We start from the raw sequence: 25683 nt of genomic DNA, 5'->3' as shown, positions 1-25683 counted from the left end.
AGCCGGGAAAGACCGACACATTCCGCATTCTTCCATTCCCCGGCCCCGCTGTAGCTTGTCAGGTCAAATATCAGTATTCAGCCTTGATCGTACCAAAGTATTCACGTACCGCACCACGTTCGATGGACTGCATATCCCCACTGGCCGGGAAACCGTTTTCGCCCATCATGGAGATGTACTTGGCGTTGAACAGGTTGTAGACCGTGAAGCTGGCGGTCACGTTATGCAGGAAGCCAACCTTGCCAAAATGATAGCTCGCCCCCAGATTTGCCAGCCAGTAAGCAGGCACATGGGTATCGTTCAGCAGCGAATACTGGCGTTTGGAATAGTAGTTGACATCCAGGTAAGCAGAAGCCTTGTGCCATGTATAGGACAGGTTCGCCTTATACATGACCGACGGATAGCCATCCATTTTCTTGCCGCGCAGGTTATGGCAACCTGTTGTGGCAGACGTCAGGCAGATCGGCACATTGGCCGCATAGGCAAAGTGGTTGTAGCTGACCGAGTTGGTGATCGCCAGTCCCTTGACAGGGGTGATCGTCAGCACCGCATCCATGCCCCACTGGCTGGCATGCTTGGAATTGATGAAGGAAGCCGACTGGTCACTGCCACCGATACCGCTCGCGGCGGAAATCAGGCGATTGTAGTTATCAGAGTGGTAGCCATCAATCCCGGCCGTCAGCAGACGTGACGAATAACGATAACCAAGCACATAGGTAAAATCGCGTTCCGGGGTCAGCGTCTTCTTCAGCTGGTTGAACTGCGACTGCGTCTGGACCATCCACGGCCCCGGTTCATTCGCGCTGGCATAGGGGGACGCACTGTAGGGACGCATGTTTTCTGCAAAATCGAAATACAGTTCATGCCCCGGCAGGAAACGCCAGTCCAGGTTTACCGCAGGCAGGAATGCCGCGGCGGATGTCATCGAACCCGTGGGACCCGGATTGGTCAGGCCGGAATAATTCCCGGTCGGATCATACGCATAATCCCCGCCCGCCGTGGTTTGCAGCATGGACTTGAAACCATAGGTCGCGGTGAAGTTGGGCAGGATGCGCCACGTATCCATGACATGATACTGGAACGTGTTGGTGCTCCACTTGTACGCCCAACCTGTTGCGAACGCCTGACCATAGGTAGTGTAGGGACCTGTCGTGCTCAGCGGCGCACCATGCCCCAGCGCAGGCTCATTGAAGTAATCAGTCAATGCAGAGCTGGAATTGTTTTCATACCATGCACCCGTATTGATGGTATGATTGCCGATCTTGTATTCGAAATAGGTATTGAAGCCCTCGCGCATTTCGCGATTCATCCACACCTGTTCGGACAGGGGCGCGCCCGTTCCCGGAGAATACGTGCCCGGCGCGCTGTATGTGGCGTTGGAAAGGTCACGATGCGCATAAAGCGTCGTCTTCCAACGCAGGTTCTTGGCCAGCTTCAGGTCGAAATTGATGCCACCGATATAATCCTGCGTGGACTGTCCGGCATCATAAAGCTGGGTATAGTTACCGCTTGTCAGTGAATTCCAGCCCGAAGGATAGTTCCCCTCGGCATAGCTGTAGGCCTGTGCATAGTTGGGATACAGCAGTTCCTGCCGCCAGCCGTACTTCTGCAACGATCCCAAAGATTTATCCAGATACCCGTAGACTTCGGCATTGTTCCAGTTAAAGAATGCGGTCATCTTGCTTTCCTCGCCAATCGGCTGGACAAGCTTCGCATTCACCTGCTGCATGAAATCAGGGCTGTCCGCGTCATATTTCTTTTCGAAATCACGCGAATACGCCACGTAGAAACGGGTTCCGGTCTTGTTCAGCTTGCCGCTGTCCACCCGGACATAGGTGCGCTTCATCGCATAGCTACCAAAGCCCTGCGAAACGGTGGCACCGGCCTTTTCCTTGGGGTCTGCAGTAAAAAACTGCATCGTCCCGCCAAGATTGGTATTGGATGGCAGGTCAACAGCCCCCGCCCCCTGCGAAACGCTGACCCGGCTGATATCATCGGATATCCACGCATTCGCAATATTCAGACCGTTGGTCGTGGTATAGGTCTGATCATTCAGCGGCACGCCATCAAGCGTCACGCCCAGCTGGTTCATGAAGAAACCGCGCATGTAAACGCTGGCGCCCCATGTATCGATACCCAGCGGATCAGTGGAACTGTAGCTGACGCCGGGCAGCTGCCCAACGGCCTTCAGCACGTTCTGGCCCGGCACCTGCTGTGCCAGTTCCTTTTTCCCGATCACGTTTTCACTGTTATGCGAAATGGCGCGACGGGTATGGCTGACCGTCAGGACTTCCGGCTTACCTGCGGTCACGCGTGCATTGCTGTTGGTGATGACGTGGACCTGCTTCGCCCCGCGCATGGATCCCCGGATCGGGTGATGCGCCGGTGTTACCGTGGAAGAGCCCGTATCGGAAGAAGATGGCACGGACTGCGCCCGTGCATAATGGTCACCGCCGAAAATCAGCGCTGATGAGGTCAGGAGTAAAGATATGTACCTTGGTCTCAGCATCCACATCCGCTCAACTCTCCCACGCATCCCGAATTTAGGTTTCGATCAATACCCATTTTCTATTCGGAACAAACAACGCTGCATAGGAACAATCTTTCTTTCCCATTACAATTTCGAAAGTGTAGCGATGTGTGTGGCCATAACGACACACCCGATAGTGGCCATATGATCATCATGGCCATACGGAACACATCAATTCAGTCAAAAAACGGAATGGGAATCAAAATACTTTTAAAATCAATATTATATTATATAAATTCAGCCGCATTACACCAAGTAGAAGATACAGAAACACCCTGCGGTATGCATGCGGAATTCCCGTCCGCATGATATGCACCACCAGGCGCGCCCTGTGTTAAACAGGCAACATATCCCCATAAAAAAAATTATTAATTTCTGGAGGCGATTGACTTACCCAATACAGCCCCACTTCCACCAAAGGACATGTTACATTATAGCAAATATATTACGATATATTTTGTATTTCATTAACCATCAATTAGTAAATTCAGAACAGAAAATACCAATTTACACTTCTATAAAACATTTATTTTTATTATTCTTATTTTTTTACTTTAAATTTTAAAATAAATAATAAAATTATATATGGACTCAATAATATCCATACTGATTGTCAGACAGGATATCAAAGAAAACAGCCGGGCTTCCTGAAACCCGGCTGTATCATATCAGGCAGGTGCGCCTGGCAGCGGCAGTTCACCAGTCAGGAACTGCGCCCGGCCCAGACCGAAGCTCCAGTGTTCATCCTGATTTTCGATCACGGAAACCATCAGGTCGGATGGCGCCAGACCACAACGGGCCTGCAGCGTTTCCGCCAGCAGCTTGTAGAACGCGGCAATCTGCTCCTTGCCACGCGGGCGGGAAACGACCTGCAACAGCACGACTTTGGGGGTGCGGGGAATATCCAGTCCCGTATCCTCGATCACCATATGGGTCGGCTCATGTTCGGATACCAACTGGTAGCGATCACGCACCGGAACCTTGAAGGATTCCAGCATGGCATCATGAGCCGCGTCCAGCAGGCCGCGCAGTTCGGCCGGATTCCGCTGGCCCTTCACAACGTGAAAATGCAATAAAGGCATGGTATTTCCTTTTTCTATCTGAAACCTGTTACTCAACCCACTTGGGTAATGAGCTTACGGAGTGTCGAAACCATATCGCGCAGCTCCTGCGCGGTAGAGATGAACGGCGGTCCGAACGACACCGTATCACCGGTGCAGCGCAGCAGCAGTCCATTACGCAGACCGGCTTCAAACAGCGCCAGTCCACGTGCACCGGGCTTGCCTTCCACCGGTTTGAAGTCAATGCCCGCCGTCAGCCCGATATTACGAATATCGGCAATGACATCCAGATCTTTCAGGCTGTGGATGGCATCCTCCAGCACGGGTTCAAGTTCACGCACGCGGGCAACCAGACCTTCCTCGCGCATGACATCCAGCACCACATGCCCGACAGCTGCCGCCATGGGATGACCGGAATAGGTGTAGCCATGACAGAATTCGATGGCATTTTCCGGGCCGGTCATGAAAGTGTTATAGATTTCGTCCGTGACGATCACGCCACCCATCGGCACGATGCCGTTGGTCACCGCCTTGGCGAAGGTGATGATATCCGGCGTCACGCCAAAACGCTGGGCACCGAAATTTTCGCCCATGCGGCCGAAACCGGTAATGACTTCATCAAAAATCAGCAGGATGCCATTGGCCGTGCAGATTTCACGCAGACGCTGCAGATAGCCGACCGGCGGCACGATCACCCCTGTTGATCCCTGTACCGGCTCAACAATGACCGCCGCGATGGTGGACGCATCATGCAGGGTCACCAGCCGGACCAGATCTTCTGCCCGATGGGTACCCCATGTCGGCTGTCCGCGTGTAAAGGCCATGTGCTGGGGTTCATAGGTATGGCGCAGGTGATCGACACCCGGCATCATGCCAGCAGCGAACATCTTGCGGTTGGACACGATGCCCCCCACCGACATGCCGCCAAAGCCCACACCGTGATACCCACGTTCACGGCCGATCATACGGAAACGGTTACCCGCCCCCTTGATCCGGTGGTAGCCCAGCGCAACCTTCAGCGCCGTATCCACGGCTTCTGATCCGGAATTGGCGAAAAAGACATGATTCATGCCCTGCGGCGCAAGATCGGCAATCCGTTCAGCCAGCGAAATGGCGCCAGGATGGGTCAGCTGGAAGCAGGGCGCAAAATCCAGCGTTTCAGCCTGCTTGCGCACCGCTTCGACAATACGCGGATGGGCATGTCCCAGCGGAGTGCACCACAGGCCCGACAGGGTATCAAATACCCTGTTGCCTTCGCTGGTGGTGTAATATGCCCCCTTGGCGCTGACCAGCGTGCGGGGTTCCATATTGGCGCGCAACAGACGGTTGGCGGTAAAAGGTTGCCAATAAACCCCTTCACGCTCATTCCGGAGAAGGTCCGCTTTTTCTGAATCCTGAGCCATGTTACAATCCTGTTACCGAAATGCGTCCCCAATCCCTGGTGCGGAGACGATTCATTCCATAAACGTAATACCCAACCGACATCCTGTATATGTACAATCAGCGCGCACGTCGTGATACTGTACTGATTGGAAACACATCCTCCATGACTTCCCCATCCCCTTTTCCCAATCCGGACCGGCGCAGCCATATGTCCCTGGTCGGCCAGATCGGGCAGGATATTGAAGAACGTATCCGTAATGGCGTGCTGCGCCGGGGGGAACGCCTGCCCTCGATCCGGCGCATGGCGCGACAGTGCGGTGTCAGCACCATTACGGTTGCCAATACCTACCTGCGTCTGGCATCTGCGGGTCTGCTGGAAAGTCGGGGCACACGGGGATATTTCGTAACAGGGCCAGCACCCGAGACGCCGCTGTTGCAGCGGTCGATTGATTCGATGTGGCTGCTCCAGCATGCGTATGAGGACGAAGCCCCGGTCATCAAGGCAGGATGTGGCTGGCTTCCGTCTGACATGCTGTTTACATCAGCGGCCCAGCGTGCACTGACGGGACTGTCCGCACAAAAACTGGCAGGCATGCTGGAATACGGCAACCCCTATGGCCATGCCGGGCTGCGGCACAACATCCGGCAGATGCTGGCGCGTCGGGATATCGGGTGTGAGGAAAGCAGCATCATCCTGACGCATGGGGCAAGCCAGGCGCTGGAACTGGCGGTACGCTGCCTTTCAACCCGGGGTGATGTGATTGTGGTGGAAGATCCGGGTTACTGTAATCTCTATCCAGCGCTACAGGCGCTGGGATTACAGATCGCCAGTATTCCACGCCTGCGTGATGGCCCTTGCACCGAACAGCTTGAACGCGTCGTACGCCGCTACCAGCCACGCCTGTTCATCACCACATCCATCCTGCATAACCCCACCGGCACATGCAGCACGGCGCAAAACATGCGCGACGTCCTGCGCATTACCCAACAGAACAACGTGACAGTGATTGAAGATGACATATTCCTTGACCTTGCCCCCAATGGCCAGCAGACGCTCTCACAACTGGGCAGCCTTAAAACCGTTATCCATATCGGCAGCTTTTCCAAGACCATCGGGCCGGGACTGCGCGTGGGCTATGTCGCATGTGACCAGGACACCGCACAGCGTATCCTGCGCCAGAAAATGGCCAGCAACCTGACCACGGCCTCCCTGAACGAAGAAATTGTCCATAAAATTGTAAGCAGCGGACTGTACCATCCCCGTCTGGCACATCTGCGTGAAAGCCTGACACGGGCACAGGCACAGGTCTGCACCCGCCTGGAACAGGTGGGAATGCAGCTTTATTTCCATCCCGCAGGCGGCATGTTCGCATGGGCACGTTTTCGGGAGGACATGGATGTGCGCGCCCTGGCCGAACATGCGCGTTCCTGTGACATCATGCTTGCGCCCGGTCACCTGTTCCGCCCGGACGAACAGCCATCGCAATGGTTCCGGTTCAACGTGGCGCATGCGGACAATCCACGTGTTTTTGTCTTTCTGGAAAATGCCCGGCTAAAATACAAAAAGTGAATACAGACTGCTGAACCAGATCAGTTCATGCCATAATCGGATAAAAAACAGACCTTTCTTTCGGTAGGCCCGACATATCATGACCGCACCGCCTGATCTTCCGTTGCATGCCTGCCCGCTTCATATGATTTTCAGAAAATTCTTACTAAAAATAAAGATTAAGATTGTATTTTCCCGCCTGAGAAAGGGAGACGGGGTCTCCCATACCTGCCATCGGCACGAATATGGGAACTGCACAATGCCATGACGACGACAGATAAAAATTATTAATTATATATGCAATCATGTAATTTTTGGTAAGATACTGATATGGTAAAATACAATTTCTCTGTTGCTGTCTGTGCCAGATGGGAGAAATCATATATCCTGGAATGGTTAACCTATTATAAATCAATAGGGTACGATCATGTTTACCTGTACTGCAATGATGATAACCCGGACGAACTCTATAGGGAAATTCTTCCATTTGTAGTCGGAAACAATAAATTCGTAACTTTTATACATTTCAAGGGGCAGGGCCTGCAACAGCAGATGTATCTGCATTTCCTGTCCAACTATCATCAGGAAACAGAATGGGTGAGTTTCCTGGATGTTGACGAATTTCTGGATATTCCGGCATTTAAAAACATTTCTGATCTGGTGCATCATTATCCAGAAGCAGACTGCATTGTATTTTACTGGATCGTTTTTGGGCATAATGGATATGAAAAAAGCCCATCAGGATCCGTTCTGGAAAATTATAAAAAAAGAGCACGTCAAATAAACCAGTTCACAAAATATATCTGCAAAACCGAATATCTTCTTGATGATAAAATATTTTCTCCAGCAGGTTTTGGCTTCTGGCACAACCCTGCCGGACATAGTTATAAGGAAATCAGAGTTGTCGATGTCCTGCATCGCACCAACTTTGACCCAAATACACTATCACCAAAAGAAATACATGCAATCCAGAAAACAGCAACCGTCCATCATTATATGATCAAGTCCCGTGAATATCTGAAACACAGGATAAATCGTGGAACGGGGGGCGCATTTTCAGGGCAGGTCATCTGGGATGAAACAGAAGCAAGCAAGAAAAATGCCCTTGAACGTTCGATGCATGAGTTCAATGAGGAAGAAGACGTATCGCTGTGTGCATACTGGGATAATTTAATAAGAAAATCTTCCGAAATTACCGTACCTCCTATTGTGAATGGCAACATTATTTCTTTAAACAGGCCCTGTAATCAAAGCAGCGTAAGCGACTGGTCCATAGGGAATGATCCCCGAACAGACGCGGGCAATGCAGTCAATGGAAATGTCAACGGAACCGTAAAATTTCATACCGATCTGGAAAACAATCCATGGTGGCAGATAGATCTTATTGATAAATATTTTATAACCGACATCGTTATTTACAATATAATCGACGCAACATCAGAAAGATGCAAAAATATCAGGATATTATATTCAGATAATGGAAAAGATTTTCATGTTGCATTTGAAAAAATGGACAATATTCCAGTTGGTAGTTTGATCACTACCCCTCTACACATATCCACATCTTTTTTTGCACGATATATTCGTATAATACTAATGGAACGTAACTTCCTACACCTTGATCAAGTTGAAATATACGGGAGTATCGTCCACGAACAAATGTAAATTTTCATATATACAAGTAATATAGATTAACCAGATAGCGTCATCTGGTACTCGGGCGGATAGCATTGCCATCCATCCAGAGGTAGCCGCACTTCAGCTTGCAGACTGCTGAAATGTGAACATAAGCTCTATGGCAATCAGTGCATGCATGGGACTGCAGAAGCAGTCCCACACAAACATCCCATGCCGGTATCGGCTCAATTCGCCTCTGCCCGGTAGGTCAGGGTGCTGTCCAATATCCAAGGATTGCCTTGATTTCCATGAAATCACGCAGTCCATATACGCTGCATTCCCGTCCGTTGCCGGATTGTCCATATCCGCCAAATGGTGCTGCAACAGTCCAGGGGGCGCCATTGATATTCACATTACCGGCCCGCAGGAAACGGGCTACATGCCGCGCATGTGACAGGTCGCCTGACTGGATATATGCTGCAAGACCATAGGGCGTGTCATTGGCGATCTGAATGGCGTGTTCTTCATTATCATAAGCCATTATGACAAGAACCGGCCCAAAGACTTCTTCCTGGGCAATGGCCATCTCAGACGTTACATGCCCGAATATGGTCGGACGCACGTAATATCCGCATGTCAGACCCTCGGGACGGCCTGGGCCGCCACATACCAGTGTGGCCCCTTCATCCATCCCTTTATGGATCAGCGTCTGGATACGATCGAACTGGAGATGGCTGACAACCGGGCCAAGATCGATTTCCGGGTCCATCGGGTCCCCCACGCGAATGGTGGCAGCCGTACGACGGGCAATGTCTAGTGCTTCCTCCATCCGGGCAGCGGGGACAAGCATGCGGGTTGGCGCATCGCAGGACTGCCCCGAATTGCTGAAACATTTACGCACACCCTGCGCCACTGCCTGTTCCAGATTGGCATCAGGCAGGATGACATTGGGGGATTTTCCACCCAGTTCCTGATGGACGCGCTTGACCGTATCCGCTGCCAGACGCGCAACCGCCGCACCAGCGCGGGTGGATCCGGTAATCGACACCATATCGACCAGCGGAGAACAGGCCATTGCCTCTCCCACTTCCGGGCCTGTGCCGTTCAGCATGTTGTACACACCCGGTGGCAGACCGGCTTCATCCAGTATTTCGGTAAAGAGCAGGGCGCTGAGGGGAGCAACTTCGCTGGGTTTGAGGATAATGGTGCAGCCCGCCGCAAGCGCTGGTGCGACCTTGCAGGCGATCTGGTTCATTGGCCAGTTCCAGGGGGTAATCAGGCCGGTAACGCCTACTGCTTCATGGACAATCAGCATATCGTCGCGCCTTTCCTCAAACGGAAAATCGCGCAGTACCTTAACCATTTCTTCCAGATGCGCCATTCCAGCCCAGGCCTGACTGTCATAGGCACGGGTCAGGGGACTGCCCATTTCCAGCGAAATGGCGCGGGCCATGTCCTTCATGCGTCTTTTGTATATCTCTACAATCCGTTCCAGCGCCGACAGGCGGGTGGCGCGATCCGTCATGGACCATGCAGGGAAAGCCGCGCGGGCCGCCTTGATCGCACGTTCCGTATCCCGGGCATTGCCCAGCGTGATCCGGGCGCAGGGCTTCTCGGTCGCAGGATTGATGACATCCATCTGCTCCTGTCCATCCGGCGTAACCCACTGCCCGTTACAATACATCTGATGAGCGTGTGCGGAAATCGCGTTATCGCCTGTCATGACTTATATTTTTCCTTCATTACTATGTGTATCAGCCGTATTGCCGGAAACTGTCGGCACAAACGGATACTGGCCTGCATCCAGCAGTTCGGTCACGGCACGATGCGCTTCCAGAAAAGCGGCGTCGGTATGGGGGCTGGCTGATGCATCCGAATTGGCTATTGCAATGCGTCCGAATAGCTGCCTGCCCACCACGCAGGGGCGGGTATCCGTCTCGGTAAACACCCATTCGGCGGGATCATACAGGCTGTTATAGGTATAGGCATAACCATGCGGCCAGCGGTTGACGGTTATGGCGGCAATATCACGGGTGGCGTCAAAGCCACCTGCACCCAGCACGCGCTGCAGCTGGTTACGGATTTCGTGTTCAAACGTCTCGAATGAAATGCCCAGCAGCATACCACGCGCGGCGCGGTACTGCTCCCGCTTTGGCAGGCCCGGCACGCTGAACGTCTTGATCATGCGGATGACGACGGGACGGTCAGGATCGGATGGCAGGGAAAGCCCGCCAAGGGCCGTGGGTTCTGCAAGCGAGACCTCATCAAAATACATTCCCGGACAACGGATTTCACTTACGCCCAGTTTTTCAAATGCCCGCCAGTTACGCAATGCCACATTCACATAAACAATCGGCCCCTTGACGCCATAAGCCAGCGCCTTCTTCTGGGTATCAGGCAGTGTTGGCACCAGATAGGGAATGAACATGTTCCAGCACGCCATGACTACCTGCCGGGCCTGTACCTGATGGTACTGCGTGGGGGAAGCTTCCCCCGCCGGGGCATACAGGACCGATACGTGCCGAGCCTGATCCGGGGCGCCGTCATGGGCAACATTCATCACCATGCTGCCCAGCCGTATCCGCACGGCAGACCCGGCGCGGTCCAGCGCGCCATAATCGAACGTGGCCGTCGCCATGTCTTCCTGCGTACGCCCCTTTGTCGCCGCAGGAATGAGGGAGGCAACCAGCAGGCGGGCAAGGGTTGCATTGCCATCGGGGAAGTGAACGCTATGCCCGCTTTCCTTCTGCCGCCCATGCTGGCCACCGGGCAGGTCGGCCAGAAGCCCCTCCGGCACGTCACCCAGCCCCAGCCCCGAAAATCCAGGCAGGCCCATTGTCCAGGCGAACAGCGCGGGCAGCGCATCCGACCCGACACAGAAAACGCCACTGCCTGCCTTGCGGAAAAACCACAGAATGGACGGGTCCACTTTTGCCCAGTTCGTGAGGTAATCCGGGTATGAAATACTGGCGAGAAATTTCTTCTTTTCCGCAACCGAGCGGCCATGCAGGTAATCCGGCTGCCGTGGCGAAAGCAGGCGCATGAGGTCTGCGCGCGCCCTGTTGCTGAGCGGGGCATGTTGCAGGGCATGGGCATTGAGACAGTTTTCCGTGCCCACGGCGCTACGCACCAGGGTATCGGCATGCCATGTTTCCTGATCGAAAAACAGGCCCGGTCCCATCCCATGGCGGGAATAGAGGGACTCGTTGGGCGCATTCTCCTTCAGATAACGATCAAGGTCGACACCGATGTCATCCAGTATCATCCGTGCCCACTGGTTGTAGCGTTCGGGGGATTCGACTTCCAGCGTGCCACCATTGAGCACCATCCGGGCGCCATCAACATTGAATTCGTTCCGCTTGGCATGACCACCGAAATCATCATGATTGTCGATGATCAGGATCTTTTTGTCCGCTCCCGCATATTTACGAAAGAAATGGGCCGCGGAAAGACCACTCAGTCCCCCACCCACGACGACAAGGTCATAGACCTCATCCGTCTTTCGGATCTTGTGGGCCGGAACGGTTCCGTCACGCAGGGCGTGTGCTGCCTCGAACGCTCCGGGGTGGCTGCCACGCATGCCGGTCCGTGCCGGCGGGGCAATGGCTGCAGCCCCTGCTGCCCGTGCCCGCCCTTCCATCGTGCCGATCGCGGTACTGACCAGCACACCATTGATAAAATCACGACGCGTAACCGCAGGCGTGGAAACCGTTGTTTTCCTTGACATCCGGAACAGGCCCCTTTGAAACAATAACGAAATAATTTCGCAAAATAATCTTAATTTACGATCATGACCATGCCTTTTCGTTCTGATTTGAAAACGGAACGTTCCGACCGGAAAACCCTCAACATGACTGGTGCAATTCTGGTTTGTTCCGGTAACGGAACGTGTTATGCGCATAGACGCAACCCACACGCATGGACCCGGAATGAGCGACAAATCTCCAGCCGACACGCCCCGGATAACACGTCGTAACGTGATACAGGGCGTGATCCTGCCAATCATGGCGAACGCCATGCCATCCGCTGCACACGCAGCCCCGCCTGCCCCGGTTTCCCCGAATAATGGGACAGCAGCATCCTGCCCACCGCTACGGACTGGCCTGCGGGGGCAGTATCCCGGCTCTTTCGAAGTTGCCCACGCGGCACGCGACGGACTGTTCGCCGGGCAGGTCACGGCAACCGACACAGGCGAACATTATGATCTGGTTGTCGTGGGGGCCGGTATATCCGGACTATCGGCGGCATTGTTCTACCAGCGCGCGATGGGACCGGATGCACGGATTCTGATTCTGGACAACCATGACGATTTTGGCGGCCATGCCAAACGGAACGCATTACAGTACAAGGGCCAGACATATCTGGGCTACGGCGGGACGATGAGTATCGAAACCCCCTTCCCTTACAGCTATACTGCAACATCCCTGCTGATGGACCTTGGAATTCGTCCGGACACCTATTCCAGTTACCTGAAAACCAGCCGCCTGAAAGGACTGGAACCGGCTGTTTTTTATGATCGGGAAAATTTCGGCAAGGATCAACTGGTTCCCGGTTATCATGAGAAAAACTGGGACAGGTTTTTCCACGACTCACCGCTGGATAATGAAACCCGGGCCGACCTTCTGCGACTGCATACGCAAACCATTAATTACCTGCCTGACCTGACGCCAGATGCCCGCCAGGCCCTGCTGCGCACGATCAGTTACGAAACATTCCTGCGTCGTTATGCCAACATGTCGGACGGGGCCATCCGTTTCTTTGCAGGCAAGGCCTTTCGTAACAATATGCGTGTGGATACCTGCCCCGCCTATGATGCGATGAAAGCGGATGCGCCCGGTTTCAACGGGATGGAGGTCACGCATGACTCACCGCATGAATCAGCTATTTTCCACTTCCCTGATGGTAATGCCACTGTTGCCCGACTGCTGGTTGGCCGATTGGTCCCGTCATTTTTTGGCACCCCGCAAACAGCAGCCAGCGTTGTCATGGCACAGGGGAATTATTCCCGGCTGGATCTGCCGGGTCCGGTCCGTATCCGCCTGAACAGCATGGTCGTGCGCGTGGAACATACAGGTGATCCGACCAGACCGAATGATAACAAACCTGTAAGGGTAGTATACCAGAAACCGGATGGTACATCCGATACACGCCACGCAGTCATGGCTGATAATGTCATCATGGCATGCTTCAACAATATCATTCCGTTTATTGTACCATCCTTACCTGAAGCACAAAAGGATGCATTGAAATACCCATCCAAGGTTCCAATGCAATACAGCAGTGTCCTGCTGCGCAATGGACAGGCCCTGCGCCGTTGCGGCACCCAGTCCATCTATGCGCCATGTTCCTACCATACCCGTCTTCTGGTGGATGAGCCGGTGGATATTGGCGGATATACGACCAATCCTTCCCCAGATCATCCGACGATGGTCCATCTGCTGCGTAATGCAAATGCCCCGGGCCACCCGCGCAAGGAACAGAACAGGCTGGGACGCCAGGAAATGCTGGCCATGACTTTCCCTGAAATCGAGGCCAAGACCCGCGACCAGCTTCAGCGCATGTTCGGCCCTCTTGGTTTCAACCATGAACAGGATATTGTCGGACTGACCGTAAACCGTTGGCCCCACGGCTATGCCTATACTTACGACACGCTGGGAGATCCGTATATGCCAGCAGCCCTGCGCCCCCATGTTATCGGAAGGCAGCCTTATGGGCGGATCGCTATTGCCAACGCGGATTCCACTGCCGCAGCCTTTACCAATACCGCAATAGATGCAGCTGAACGCGCGGTTCAGGAATGTCTCGTCAGCCGTGGATATACCTGATATTAAATAGAAAACCGAGAGACAATTCAAAAAAATAAAATTTTTAGGACACCGTTTTTTTTAGCGGCATTCTTCGAATCTTCCTAAAAAAGCTCCACCAAAAACTTTTATAATAACCTGCATGATGCTTCGAAGGCAGGCTTGTAAATAATCCCAGACAGAATATGTTCTGTCTGGGCCCCTCCATCATGAATGAATCACGTTATTATTTCAGGCTTTCACAGTTTTCCATCGCCGGCTTGCCAGAAAACCTGTCCTTGATCCATGCAATCTGCATGGCGGTAGACTGGATCATCGTCGGGTCATGATCCAGACCCGGCAGTTCAGTGAAAAACAGCGGAATGTGATTGTGACAGGCCGCCCGCGCCGTCGCCTTGACACCTTCTGGTGGTACGGTCACATCGCCCCCACCGGTAATAACCAGAAGCGGTCCCTTCAGCGGCTGGCCAGCCACTGCATCCTCATGGAACATAGACTGTACGAACTTGTTATCCAGCCACCCTTTTTTTGTAATGCTGTCAATGGACTGACCATCATACAGGGCATTGGCGACATACCAGCATCCCTGTCTGACCGCCCCATCGTAATGCGCCATGCCCGTATCATTCAGCATTGAATGCGGATCAAACTGTGGATAACGGGCCTGAAGGCCATACGCCACCATGGGGGTATAAAAACTTTCGCCCCCTTCCTCCGGCAGCGGATGAACGAAATCAGGCATATTGATCGTGCCGGAAACCGATACCGTCCCCAGATAGCCGGGATCGGCAATATCATGTTCCATTTCCCCGACACTCCATGACGCCATTCCCCCCTGGGAATGCCCATCGGCGACCCACCGGCTGCCCAAGGCAGGCACGGCCGACCGTGCGGCCGCAACCGAATAGATGACATCGTACCCCTGGGCCAGCTTGTTCATGTACTGGTGGGCACCGGACGTTCCCAGTCCATGATAATCCGTCGCGACAACAGCAAGGCCATGGGCAGGAAAATCAAAAAGCCCTTCGTTCCCGTAATACAGGTTCTTCATCAATGATGGCGCGCATTGGCGGGCGACACCACTGGTACCATGCGCCCATGCCACCACCGGCCATCCACCTGCCGGTACAGGTCCCGCTGGCACCAGCACGACAGCGGACGAGACGACATCGTGCCGCGTGGCATCCAGAGAATGATAAAGAATACGGTAGGCCTGCACACCCTGCGGCAGGATATAATCCGTCGCCCGTTCCTGACGGATCAGCGCGCCTGCATATGTGGGTGCGTTACCATTTTGCGGAGCCTGATAGAATGCTTCGTTTGCCAATGCATTCCGGGATTCCTTAAGCTGTGCCTGTTCCAGCGTACTGGCATGCGCATATGAAGCCATCCCACTCCATACCAGAACACTGCAAACAAAAAGAGTGTTTCTTGTATTTAATAACATTATATAATTCGTCCCTTTTCCTGAAAAATTTTTTGTAAATAGGCAGAAATATTGACCACAGATGGCAATCAGCCCACAGGCGTAGCCAGACCGCGCCCTGAACGGTAGAAAGGCCTGCATGTCTTATTAGTATGTTGCCTGCAAAAACCACATGTCATGGCGAATGCGACACTATCTGGCATTACCTTGGCATAACGAAGAACAGGGTAGATGAATACAGCCTGTACCCTGTCCCCCTGCCCGCGGAAATGCCGTAATTATTCCGCCTGCCCGACCAATGCTGCTGTCGAACAGTGATACACTGCCGACGATCCCCCAAAACACCAGATAATGTCATTGTTGGCCTGTGGCCGGTAAACCGGCAGTTCCCTGTCTTCTGTATTGCAATGGCAATCCGGTGACGAATTACACAATGTGCGCCCACAGCAGTCCCGATAGGCAATAACATACGACCGGTTATCAACAGGGTTACGGCAGGTACCTATCCACGATACGGGGGAAGGCTGCGTGCCAGGTGGACAGGTATGCACTCCACCGCCACAGCATCCACACAGCACACCGTCAATGGCGCAATGCCGCCAGTAATCACATTTTGTCGGATCTGCGGACTGGGCACGGCGGTCAAAATCCGAAACCGCGGCCGGTTGCGTCTGTGCCGCCTGTGCACGCTGAACGGGTAAAAGTGGCAGGGAAGACGTCACCACCGCAGCACTTCCCGCCCTGGCGATCACGCTGCGACGGGAAATTCCCTGCGCCATTTTCCGCGTCAGCTTTTCGCCCAGGCTGTCAAAAAAGGATTCAGTCATAACCAGTATTTTCCAAACCAATGGGGGACAGTATGAATTAAACGGAGATTGCCTTACGGCGGGGTGACAGTCATGGCACCTGCATCAATATGAGTATTACGCAGCACCTTCCCGGTCTGCAGGTCGATGACCATCAGATTTCCATTTTCCCCGTTGGCATACAGCAATGGTTTCTGGTCCTGACTGACCGCCACCACCTTGGCTGGCGCTGGCAGGTCGATGCGACGTACCAGACGATGTGTCTGCGTATCGAGTTCCCACACTTCGGTGCCCGCTGTCTTGTGGGTCCAGTATGCGCCTGTATGCATAAGGGCGAAAAGATGGTGATTATAGTAGGACATGGCAAACGGCTGCGTGCCGCCCGGACGCCATGCCAGTTCCTGCACCCCGGTTCCGGCAACAGGCTGGCCTGCCGCCTGCTGGATTGACCACGCAGGTTCGACAACCGGTTGCGGACCCAGATGCGCCTTTATGACCTTGCCGCTATAGGTAATGAAATAGGCATCACCCTTCGCGCGTTCCGCCAGGCTCTGTTCGTAGACCGGGTCGCCATCCGCGCTGAAAAACGGTATGGAATGGGTAACGCTGGCTTTCCCATCCGTTCCCACCGCCACATTGGTCAGTGATCCATCACCACACAGGCTGGAAAAGCCACCACTCTGCCATGGGAAGACCAGCGCGCAACCGGGAATATCCACCGTGCGGACCACCTTGAACGCGGACAGGTCAACAACCGTGACGGCGGAAGCCGGGCTGAGGTCGAATATGAACCCTAACTTCCCGTTGGCATCAACATCAAAATTCTGCTGCTTGCGTCCCACCAGTGCGCGGGGGGGCAGCGCCAGTTCGCGCACGCGTTCCAGTGTACGGGCATCGAACTGCTGCAGCATGTCATGCCGGTCCCCATGATCGACAAGCGACCATGACGTCTCGGTTATGTAAATGCTCCGCCGGTCAGGCGTGATGACATTATTGGCCAGCGGCGTTGCGGGAATCGTGCCCAGGATACGGCCGTTATCCCCATCATAAATGGTGATCGCCGTTGTCTTGGTATAGGGAAAGACCCAGTGCGCTCCCATTGCCGGAAGCTGCGCGACATCGCTCTGTTCCGCCTGCAGGGCAGGCGAAGGGTCGGCAGCCAGCGCCAGGACCGGGGAGGAAACCACGACAGCTGCGACCATGGCCGATACGCGCCGAAACCAACCTGTCATGCACTTCCTCCATCAAGATTTCTTACGATACAAATATTATTGCGATATCACAATATAATAAGCCAGCATACCCGATATTACAAATTACGGTGCAGCACGCGTCCGGACTGCCGCACAGCCGGGGCATCATGGACATCTACATCGCCGATTCCAACACATCCACCGTAGCCAGCCCCGACAACCGTGATGAACATGACCTGTCCCCCTTCCTTGTCCGCACGTCACCGGCAGAAACGTTGTCTGCCATCCCCCATCGGCGCGCAGTGCCTCCAGGACATTAAGGGCAGGCTGGCGGCCATGACGATCTGGAACGTTAGTGGCCCACACGAACTGTCACACCGGATCGGGGGAGGCTTATATTCCCGGTCACGCGGATTTTCCGCGGCGTGCCAGACGCGCCATGAAAAGACAGGGATGGGACGCCCCCTGCATGGATGGCCGCATCCCTCCTCCAGCGCTTGCGCTTGGCGATTTTATCCGTAGGTTCTGCTTCGCATGAAAGCATATAATGCCGGGTCAGGGGCAAAACGGGGGAAATCGGGTGGATGAAATTTGATCGCGTGAAGTCGTTGGACGCAATCCTGGCGACGGCAAAAAAGAAATCATTGAATCGTTCGCTTGGAGCCTTCCAACTTACGATGCTGGGGATCGGTGGGATTATTGGCACCGGCATATTCGTACTGACTTCCGAAGCCGCGCAGAAAGCGGGACCGGGCATGATGCTCAGTTTCATCCTTGCCGGTTTCATCTGCATGTGCGCGGCGATCTGTTATTCCGAACTGGCATCCATGGTTCCCACCGCGGGATCGGCCTATACCTATACCTATGCCGTGATGGGTGAACGGCTGGCGTGGATGGTGGGCTGGGCGCTGATCCTGGAATATGCCATCGGGGCCTCCGCCGTGGCATCAAGCTGGTCGGGGTACATGATCGGCCTGATCCAGAACCTGTTCCATATCGAAATCTCCCCCCTATGGGTCAACAGTCCATCCGCTGGCGGCTATATCAACCTGCCGGCAGTGGTCATTACCCTGCTGATTACCTGGCTCCTGGTCCTTGGTACGACCGAAAGCGCGCGAGCCAATGCCATTCTGGTCGGCATCAAGGTGGCCGCCCTGTCCCTGTTCGCCATCCTTGCCATTCCGGTCATGAACATCAGTCATTTCGAACCCTTCATGCCGACCGGAATGACAGGTATGGCCGGGGCGGCCGCATCCATCTTTTTTGCCTATGTCGGCTTTGACGCCGTATCAACCGCAGCCGAGGAAACACGCAACCCGCAGCGCAATGTGCCCATCGCCCTGATCGCCTCCCTGGCCTTCTGCACCATTTTTTACCTGCTGGTCTCCCTTGGGGCCATTGGCTCTCCCCTTGGGGCGCAGCCGGTTACCGGGGCTGATGGTAACATACTTGCGCCCGGCACGCTTGCGCTGGATCAGCGATGCCGCACGATTGTCGCAGCCGGCGCGCAGGATCCCCTGCCGTGCTCACACGAAGCCCTGGCGCATGTGCTGCGATCCATCGGGTGGGTCAGAATTGGCAACCTGATCGGCCTTGCGGCCACCATTGCCCTGCCCTCTGTCGTACTGATGATGATTTTCGGGCAGACGCGCATATTTTTCACCATGGCACGCGACGGCCTGCTGCCCGACAGCTTTGCCCGTGTTCACCCCCGCTATCGCACACCGCACATCGTGACGACTGTCACCGGCATTGGCACCGCCATCGGGGCCGCCTTCCTGCCCGTGGGCACATTGGCTGACTATTCCAATTCCGGCACGCTGTTTGCATTCGCCATGGTCGCCATATCCGTCCTGATCCTGCGCCGGACCGATCCCACACGCATCCGCCCGTTCCGGGCGCCTGTCATATGGCTGTTCGCGCCGCTTGCCATTCTTGGCTGTCTGTATCTTTACCTGTCACTGGACCTGATCGCGATCCTGGTCCTGCCGGTATGGGGGGCAATCGGGCTGCTCATATATTATGGATATGGCCGGTCACGCAGTTATGTGGGGCGCCGGATTGAAACATCCGACAGCATGGAACCCTGACGTCCCACAGGCTGGCCGATGCAAGGATTGAATCAAGATAGCCTGCTGATAAATAATAAAGTTTTTTGGCGCCGCCTTTTTTCCGAAAAGGCGGCGTTTTTCTGAAGCTTTTTTATAATCTGCATAATGTCGCAAAAACAGGCTTTTCAGACAGCCTGCGGGCAGAAAGCTGCCCTTTACGCCATCATGGTTGTGACAGGGTCTGGTGTGCGCGTTCGATGATAAACTGCCGGATGCTTTCAATTTCATCCGGTTTCATGGATTTTTCGAACCCATCCATGCCGAAACTGCTCAGCGCCCCTTTGCCAACAATCGCATAGAAACTGTTTTTGTCCTGAATGGCCGGGGACTTCCTTAAATCCGGCAGGACGCCATTCCATTCCACATTGGCACCATGGCAGTACTGACAATAATTCAGGTACTGCTGGCTACCCGCCAGTGCCTGCCGGGGCACGAACGATGCAGGCGGTGGGGATGAAGGAACAGGGTCATCACTGACAGTCGGCAGATGGTCCCTGCCATCAAGGGCGAATGCAAGGACACGGGAATGATTGACAGCCCCCGTTTCCTGACGTGCCAGCCCGGTGGCAAACAGGCCATACGATCCGCCCCATCCCACTTCAATGGCGACATACTGCCGACCGCCGATACGATAGCTGACGGGAGAGGCGATAATGCCGCTCTGCGCATCGAAGCTGAAAAGATCCTTCCCATCATGTGCGTCATAGGCATGGAACGTGCCGTCGGTCAGCCCCTGGAACACCAGGTCACCAGCGGTGGAAAGAACCCCGCCATTTGCCGGTCCTTTCTGCACCACTTCCCAGCGTGCTTTCTGCGCCACGGGATCCCATGCCACCAGCGATCCCCGTAGGTCCCTGACACCAGCTTTCTGTTCCTCGACGGATGGCATTTTATCATCTGGCTGAATATCCAGCCCCAGATTCCAGCCATCAGGCAGGGGCTTGAATTTACGTGCGCCCTTCAGGTGATCGGGCACCTGCTGGGTCGGCAGGTATACCAGTCCCGTGCGTGGGCTGTAGCTCATGGCGGCAATACCGTGCCCACCCATATCCCCCGGAAAGACATAGAATGGCTTGCCGGTGACGGAATACTGCGCATCCGGATTGAAGATTGGCCGCCCGGTTTTCGGATCCAGACCTTTTGCCCAGTTCACGAAAACGAAGTTTTTCCCAGAAATGAATTCACCCGTCGCGGCATCCAGAACGTAGAAAAAACCGTTTTTGGGTGCATGCACGATCACATGCCGCATCTGCCCATCAAGGGGAAGGTCAAGCGTCATGATCTGCTGGGTTGATGTATAATCCCACTGGTCTTCAGGTGTTTCCTGAAAATGCCAGACATATTCCCCCGTATCCGGCTTTACGGCGACAATGCTGTCAAGGAAGAGGTTGTCCCCCTTTCCATTGGAACGGATGCCATAACTCCATGGCGACCCGTTACCCGCCCCGAAATAGACCAGATCCGTCACAGGGTCATATACGATCGAATCCCATACGGTGCCACCACCACCCTGCCGCACCCATGCGCCTGTGGGGCTCCATGTCGGATAGGCACGGGTCATAAGAACCGTATCGGATGGCGCATGGTCAGGTCTGTTATGCGGATTGGGTACCGTAAAGAACCGCCAGTCCAGCTTGCCCGTTTCCGCGTCGAATGCCGAAATGAAGCCACGGGCACCGAATTCCGCACCACCATTCCCGATCAGCACCCTACCCTTTGCAATACGCGGTGCACCGGTAATGGTATAGGCCTGCTGCTGCCCCAGATCGGCATCTGTCGGGATCGTATTGATACTCCAGATAACCTTGCCATCCCGGGAATCCAGTGCAATCAGCCTGTTGTCAAAGGTCGCCAGATACAGCTTGCCATTCCAGTAGCCCAGGCCACGGTTCACGATGTCGCAACATCCCCTGACCCCGACCTTGCCGTCCACCTTCGGATCATAGGCCCATAGCAGACGTCCAGTCGCGGCATCCAACGCCTTGACCTTGCTCCATGCGGTGGTGGTATACATGACACCATTGATGATCAGAGGCGTTGCTTCCTGCCCCCGGCTGGTATCCAGATCATAATGCCATGCCAGATGCAGATGGCCGATGGTTTTGGCATTGATCTGCTTTAACGGGCTATATCGCTGTTCTGAATAAGTACGGCCATGGGTCAGCCAGTCATCGGGATGATCATCGGCATGAATAATGGCATCCCCTGTTGTTTCCGCGCGCACCGGAACAGCCGCACACAGGAGGATTCCCATACCCAGCAGAACATCACGCAACCGAAGACTGGAAAAATGGTCGCCCCGAATATTCTTATACCGCATTCCCATAGAGCATATTTCCTTTCCCGACCAAGCCCATTCGACTTAAATATTTCCATATCGTATCTAATATCAACAGAAACTACACGTGGTTTTTCGCATCATCAACCGGGATCCCCTGCCCACGGACAGACATTACGCCGGAAGGAATAAAATAAACCCGACATATCGTGAATGGATTTCATTCAAAATAAAAAAAGGGACAGATTGATTCCTGCCCCCTTAATACAACATATGAAACAGATTTTCTTTATTCAGTAGAAATGCGCACTGATCGTTCCGAAATACTGTCGTACTGCCCCGCGCTCCATGGAATAGGCATCGCCTGACGTGGGGTTTCCATTCTCACCCATCATGGAAATATATTTGGTGTTATTCAGGTTATACACACTGAAATCAAATGTCAGTCCCTTCAGTGGACCATAGTCCCCAAACCGGTAACGCGCCCCCAGATTGACCAGCCAGTAGGGTGCGACCCATGTATCGTTTGTATAGCTGAAATAACGTTTTGAATAGTAGTTGGCATCAAGGTGTACTTCCGCACCCTTATAGCCATAGGTAATATTCGCCTTATACATGATCTGTGGGAAGTTCACGAATTTCTTGCCGCGCGTATCCGCATAGCCCCCGGAACCGTCGGGAAAATTGCTGCCATAGGTCGAGTGGTTGTAGCTGATGCTGCTAAATGCAGAAAGCCCCTTCATCACGCCGCGTCTGAACGGCTGAATGGTAAGAGCAGCGTCTACACCATAGATCGAAACATGCCCCGTATCGACAACCGTACCGACAACGTTGCCCAACCCCTGACTACCGGGCACTTCGCCATACTGCAGGCGATGATAAGCATCGGCATGATAAGCATCGATCGAGGCAATGACGGGCCGGGAAGTATAGCGATACCCCACCAGGTAAACCCAGTCACGTTCCGGACGCAGCGTCTTCTGCAGTCCCTTGAATGTCGCCTGGTTCTGCACGGACCATGGCGAGGCACCACCCCCTTCATACGCCTGAACCTGATAGCCACGCATATTTTCGGCTACATCGAAATAGATTTCGTGACCGGGCAGGAAGCGGTAATTCACGGCAACATGCGGCAGGAACGCCGCTGCCGCGGTCAGTGAGCCGTTTGCAAGCGGATCCGTGCTGCCGGTAAAGGCCGGATCCTGCCACTGTGCGCCGCCGGATGTGGTCGTAATCATGGACCGGAAGCCCGCATGAATATCCAGGTTACGCACGGGATGATACACATCGGACAGGAAATACTGGAATGTATTCGTCGTCCACTTGAACCCGTAGGGCGACATGAAGGCCTTGCCGTAGGTATTATAGGGCCCGATTGTCAGAAGAGGTGGCGCGCCGGATGCCAGGGTCGGTTCATTATAAAAATAGTTGGACTGTTCCTGATTATTGTTTTCCAGCCAGATGCCGGATTCGATATGGTTATGCGCAATATCGTACTGGATGGCCGATGTCATGCCATAACGGACTTCGTGGGACTGCCATACCTGTTCCGAAAACGGTGCAGCGGAATCCCCGCCCATCTTGTTGACTGATGGCTGATAGGGATTGCCATAAGTCGTATACAATACTTCGCTATTGCCATAAAAAATGGTTTTCCAGCGCAGGTTATTGGTCAGGGCAAAATCAAGTGTCAGACCACCAAGATAGGAAACCTGATGCTGGCCACCATCATAAATGGTGTCATAATTCCCGGCCGCGGCCGCCGCATATGCTTTGCCAAAATCAGGATAATAATCATCCGTCCGCCAGCCGTATTTACGGATACTGGCCAGCGACATATCCGCGTAACCCCATTGCGAATTGTTGGACCAGTTCATGAATGCGGAAATATGGCTGTCCTGTCCTACGGGCTGCACCAGCTTGGCTTCCGCCTGCTGCTGCAACTGGTCACCGCCCCCTTTCCATTTATGCGTATCAGAGCGCGCATATGAAACGTAGAACTTGGTTCCCGATGAATTCAGCTTACCGCTATCAAAACGCCCAAAAGTTCGGAAGGACGCATTACTTCCGAACATCTGCGAGACCTGTCCTTCCATCCTGTCGGAAGGATCGCTACTGTGGACCTGAATCGCGCCACCCAGATTGGTATTGGACGCCACGTTTACTGCGCCACCACCCTGAGAGACAGACATGAAACCAATATTATTGGTAATGATCGCCTGACTGAGGCCAAGGCCACTGACAGTATTATACGACTGGTCATTCAGCGGGATCCCGTCCAGCGTCATGCCCAGTTCATTCCAGAAGAAGCCACGCATATAAAGGCTGCTGGACCAGGCATCCAGCCCCAGGGCATCGCCTGAACTGAAGCTGAGACCCGGCGTACGTGCGGCCAGAACCTTCAGCGGGTTCGTACCGGGCACGAACTGCTGCATGACCTTCTGTCCAACCGTCTGTTCCGATCCGTGAGAGACGGAATGAGACCTGGTGACCGAAATCTGTTCATTCCTGGGCTGGGGCATCTGTGCCGTATGGTGTGCGGCACTCCGGGTAGCCTTTCCCTTATTTGAAATGGAATCCGATTGCGCACGTATTACTGTATTCTGCTGATCAGAGCTGGCAGCATGGGCATCCCATGTCAGGGCCGTTGCCCCAAGGCATAAAGTCCAGAATGAAAACGTTTTTTTCATCTACGCGCCTCAAGTAAGAATCAATATTTTTCGATATTAATTCGAAACGTTTTATCTATGTCCACATCTTTTGTTATAGCCCCAAGGAAACATGACAAATTTACAACATACTGGTGCATTTTAACTACATTCAGGTTGAAATATTTCAAAATTTTTCTTTATTTTTGGTTTTTGAAAACGAATGTAATAATATAATTAAACGTTTGATTAAAGTAACGAATTTACATCAGGAATCATTCCCTATCACGGGCGATAGCTGGTACCGGTTATCTCGCACCTGACGAAATACGGCACGTCTGATTGCCTGATTCCCAGCATTTATGCCCAGAATAATCTATCATTTGCTTGACTATTACAATTAATCGCAAATCGCCTGATATATTATGCGTTCTCAGGATTGCAATCCTGCCTCACCTTATCCCGGCATACCTGCAACCCACCCATCAAAAGCATATGATTCAGAAAACCCTTTTCTGACCGATCAAGGGCACATGCTCCTGCAATTGGCTTTCCACAATTTGTAATGGGCTTTTCATGTCACCACAAATAAAACGAAATAACAATGTTGAATTTTTATGATATATGAAATTAAACATTATAATGACGTAAATTTGTTGAGATATCCTGAACCGGTTATTATAGATGGGTCGGAAAAATTTCCTGAGGACAAAAGACACGACGGATCGTTTCTTCCGCCCCCATATGAAGCCCGTGGAACAGCAGGGCGACGCACGCGACGCAGGGCAGCAGATACCCCCATAGCGAACGGGGTACCGGACCACATTTCAGTCCCAATACCATCCCGGCAGCACACCCGATGCATGTTCCGGTCACGATTTCGCCTATGGTATGGGCCTGCAATCGCCAGCGGGTAAATCCCATAACCACAGCAACCCCCAGCAGGGGCAGCAGCATAGCAGCCGGATAATGGATAAACCGACGACGCAGCAACATAACCAGCAGCCCGCCATACGTAATGCAGGCGGCCGCCACATGCCCGCTGGGGCTGAACACGTCCGCCTGCGTGAACCATGCATAATACAGCCCCGCGATCTTGAGCAGAAGCATCACACCCAGCGTCAGGGGGATCACCGAACACCAGACCCGCATGCCCCGCCACCATCCATGCAATCCCATGATACAGCCAACCGTCACCACTACCGGCAGAATATCGGCCTGATCGGCGAAGTCGGTGATGAAACGCATCATGGGGGAAAGGGCCACCCTGTCCTGTT

Annotated in this window: 15 protein-coding genes; 4 read left to right on the top strand and 11 right to left on the bottom strand. The window is 53.7% G+C overall.

Translation table 11 applies throughout. The features are described from left to right. Nucleotides 1-70 precede the first annotated feature (70 nt). From ACE2AA_RS01525 to ACE2AA_RS01515, 3 genes are all read right to left on the bottom strand, one after another. Nucleotides 71-2425, bottom strand: coding sequence for a TonB-dependent receptor (locus ACE2AA_RS01525; RefSeq protein ID WP_227000699.1), 2355 nt, complete (start codon nt 2423-2425; stop codon nt 71-73). A gap of 773 nt (nt 2426-3198) precedes the next feature. Further along, nucleotides 3199-3612: a tautomerase family protein gene (locus ACE2AA_RS01520; protein ID WP_141259669.1), complete on the bottom strand. Its 414-nt coding sequence runs from the start codon at nt 3610-3612 to the stop codon at nt 3199-3201. Between the two features lie 32 nt (nt 3613-3644). Next, nucleotides 3645-4994, bottom strand: a complete 1350-nt coding sequence (locus ACE2AA_RS01515; protein ID WP_141259668.1) for an aspartate aminotransferase family protein — start codon at nt 4992-4994, stop codon at nt 3645-3647. A gap of 143 nt (nt 4995-5137) precedes the next feature. On the opposite strand from ACE2AA_RS01515, the gene ACE2AA_RS01510 reads away from it, so the two are divergent. Next, entirely contained in the window at nt 5138-6544 is a 1407-nt protein-coding gene (locus ACE2AA_RS01510) for a PLP-dependent aminotransferase family protein (RefSeq protein WP_141299527.1), read from the top strand. 309 nt (nt 6545-6853) lie between these two features. Beyond that, entirely contained in the window at nt 6854-8188 is a 1335-nt protein-coding gene (locus ACE2AA_RS01505; protein ID WP_395370838.1) for a glycosyltransferase family 2 protein, read from the top strand. Between the two features lie 220 nt (nt 8189-8408). Here the strand turns inward: ACE2AA_RS01505 and ACE2AA_RS01500 are convergent, their stop codons facing one another. Together ACE2AA_RS01500 and ACE2AA_RS01495 are read right to left on the bottom strand one after the other, a co-directional pair. Further along, nucleotides 8409-9863, bottom strand: a complete 1455-nt coding sequence (locus tag ACE2AA_RS01500) for an aldehyde dehydrogenase family protein (RefSeq protein WP_395370836.1) — start codon at nt 9861-9863, stop codon at nt 8409-8411. 3 nt (nt 9864-9866) lie between these two features. Further along, entirely contained in the window at nt 9867-11867 is a 2001-nt protein-coding gene (locus tag ACE2AA_RS01495) for an NAD(P)-binding protein (protein WP_395370834.1), read from the bottom strand. Between the two features lie 202 nt (nt 11868-12069). Here ACE2AA_RS01495 and ACE2AA_RS01490 point away from each other — a divergent pair, with 202 nt between their 5' ends. After that, nucleotides 12070-13965 (top strand): NAD(P)-binding protein, encoded by a 1896-nt coding sequence (locus ACE2AA_RS01490; RefSeq protein ID WP_395370832.1) that lies wholly within the window; start codon nt 12070-12072, stop codon nt 13963-13965. Nucleotides 13966-14170: 205 nt separating this feature from the next. Here ACE2AA_RS01490 and ACE2AA_RS01485 read toward each other — a convergent pair whose 3' ends face one another. The 3 genes from ACE2AA_RS01485 to ACE2AA_RS01475 all read right to left on the bottom strand — a co-directional run bounded on the left by ACE2AA_RS01485 (nt 14171) and on the right by ACE2AA_RS01475 (nt 17408). Then, nucleotides 14171-15334 (bottom strand): lipase family protein, encoded by a 1164-nt coding sequence (locus ACE2AA_RS01485; RefSeq protein WP_395370830.1) that lies wholly within the window; start codon nt 15332-15334, stop codon nt 14171-14173. A 314-nt stretch (nt 15335-15648) separates the two neighbouring features. Then, on the bottom strand, nt 15649-16197 hold the full coding sequence (locus ACE2AA_RS01480; protein WP_141259663.1) for a methylamine dehydrogenase light chain: 549 nt from the start codon (nt 16195-16197) through the stop codon (nt 15649-15651). A 53-nt stretch (nt 16198-16250) separates the two neighbouring features. Next, nucleotides 16251-17408, bottom strand: coding sequence for an amine dehydrogenase large subunit (locus tag ACE2AA_RS01475; RefSeq protein WP_395370829.1), 1158 nt, complete (start codon nt 17406-17408; stop codon nt 16251-16253). 545 nt (nt 17409-17953) lie between these two features. Between ACE2AA_RS01475 and ACE2AA_RS01470 the strand changes: the two genes are divergently transcribed. Next, entirely contained in the window at nt 17954-19459 is a 1506-nt protein-coding gene (locus tag ACE2AA_RS01470) for an amino acid permease (protein WP_395370828.1), read from the top strand. 184 nt (nt 19460-19643) lie between these two features. Here ACE2AA_RS01470 and ACE2AA_RS01465 read toward each other — a convergent pair whose 3' ends face one another. From ACE2AA_RS01465 to ACE2AA_RS01455, 3 genes are all read right to left on the bottom strand, one after another. Beyond that, complete coding sequence (locus ACE2AA_RS01465; protein ID WP_395370826.1) at nt 19644-21734, bottom strand: PQQ-dependent dehydrogenase, methanol/ethanol family; 2091 nt, start codon at nt 21732-21734, stop codon at nt 19644-19646. Between the two features lie 317 nt (nt 21735-22051). Further along, nucleotides 22052-24280, bottom strand: a complete 2229-nt coding sequence (locus ACE2AA_RS01460; protein WP_227000690.1) for a TonB-dependent receptor — start codon at nt 24278-24280, stop codon at nt 22052-22054. An 804-nt stretch (nt 24281-25084) separates the two neighbouring features. After that, the gene (locus ACE2AA_RS01455; RefSeq protein WP_141299513.1) at nt 25085-25657 is read right to left on the bottom strand and encodes a phosphatase PAP2 family protein; all 573 of its coding nucleotides are present in this window, start codon (nt 25655-25657) and stop codon (nt 25085-25087) included. Nucleotides 25658-25683 lie beyond the last annotated feature (26 nt).

Source organism: Komagataeibacter diospyri, assembly GCF_043995075.1.
Taxonomy (GTDB): domain Bacteria; phylum Pseudomonadota; class Alphaproteobacteria; order Acetobacterales; family Acetobacteraceae; genus Komagataeibacter; species Komagataeibacter diospyri.
This window is presented reverse-complemented; position numbering and strand designations above follow the sequence as displayed.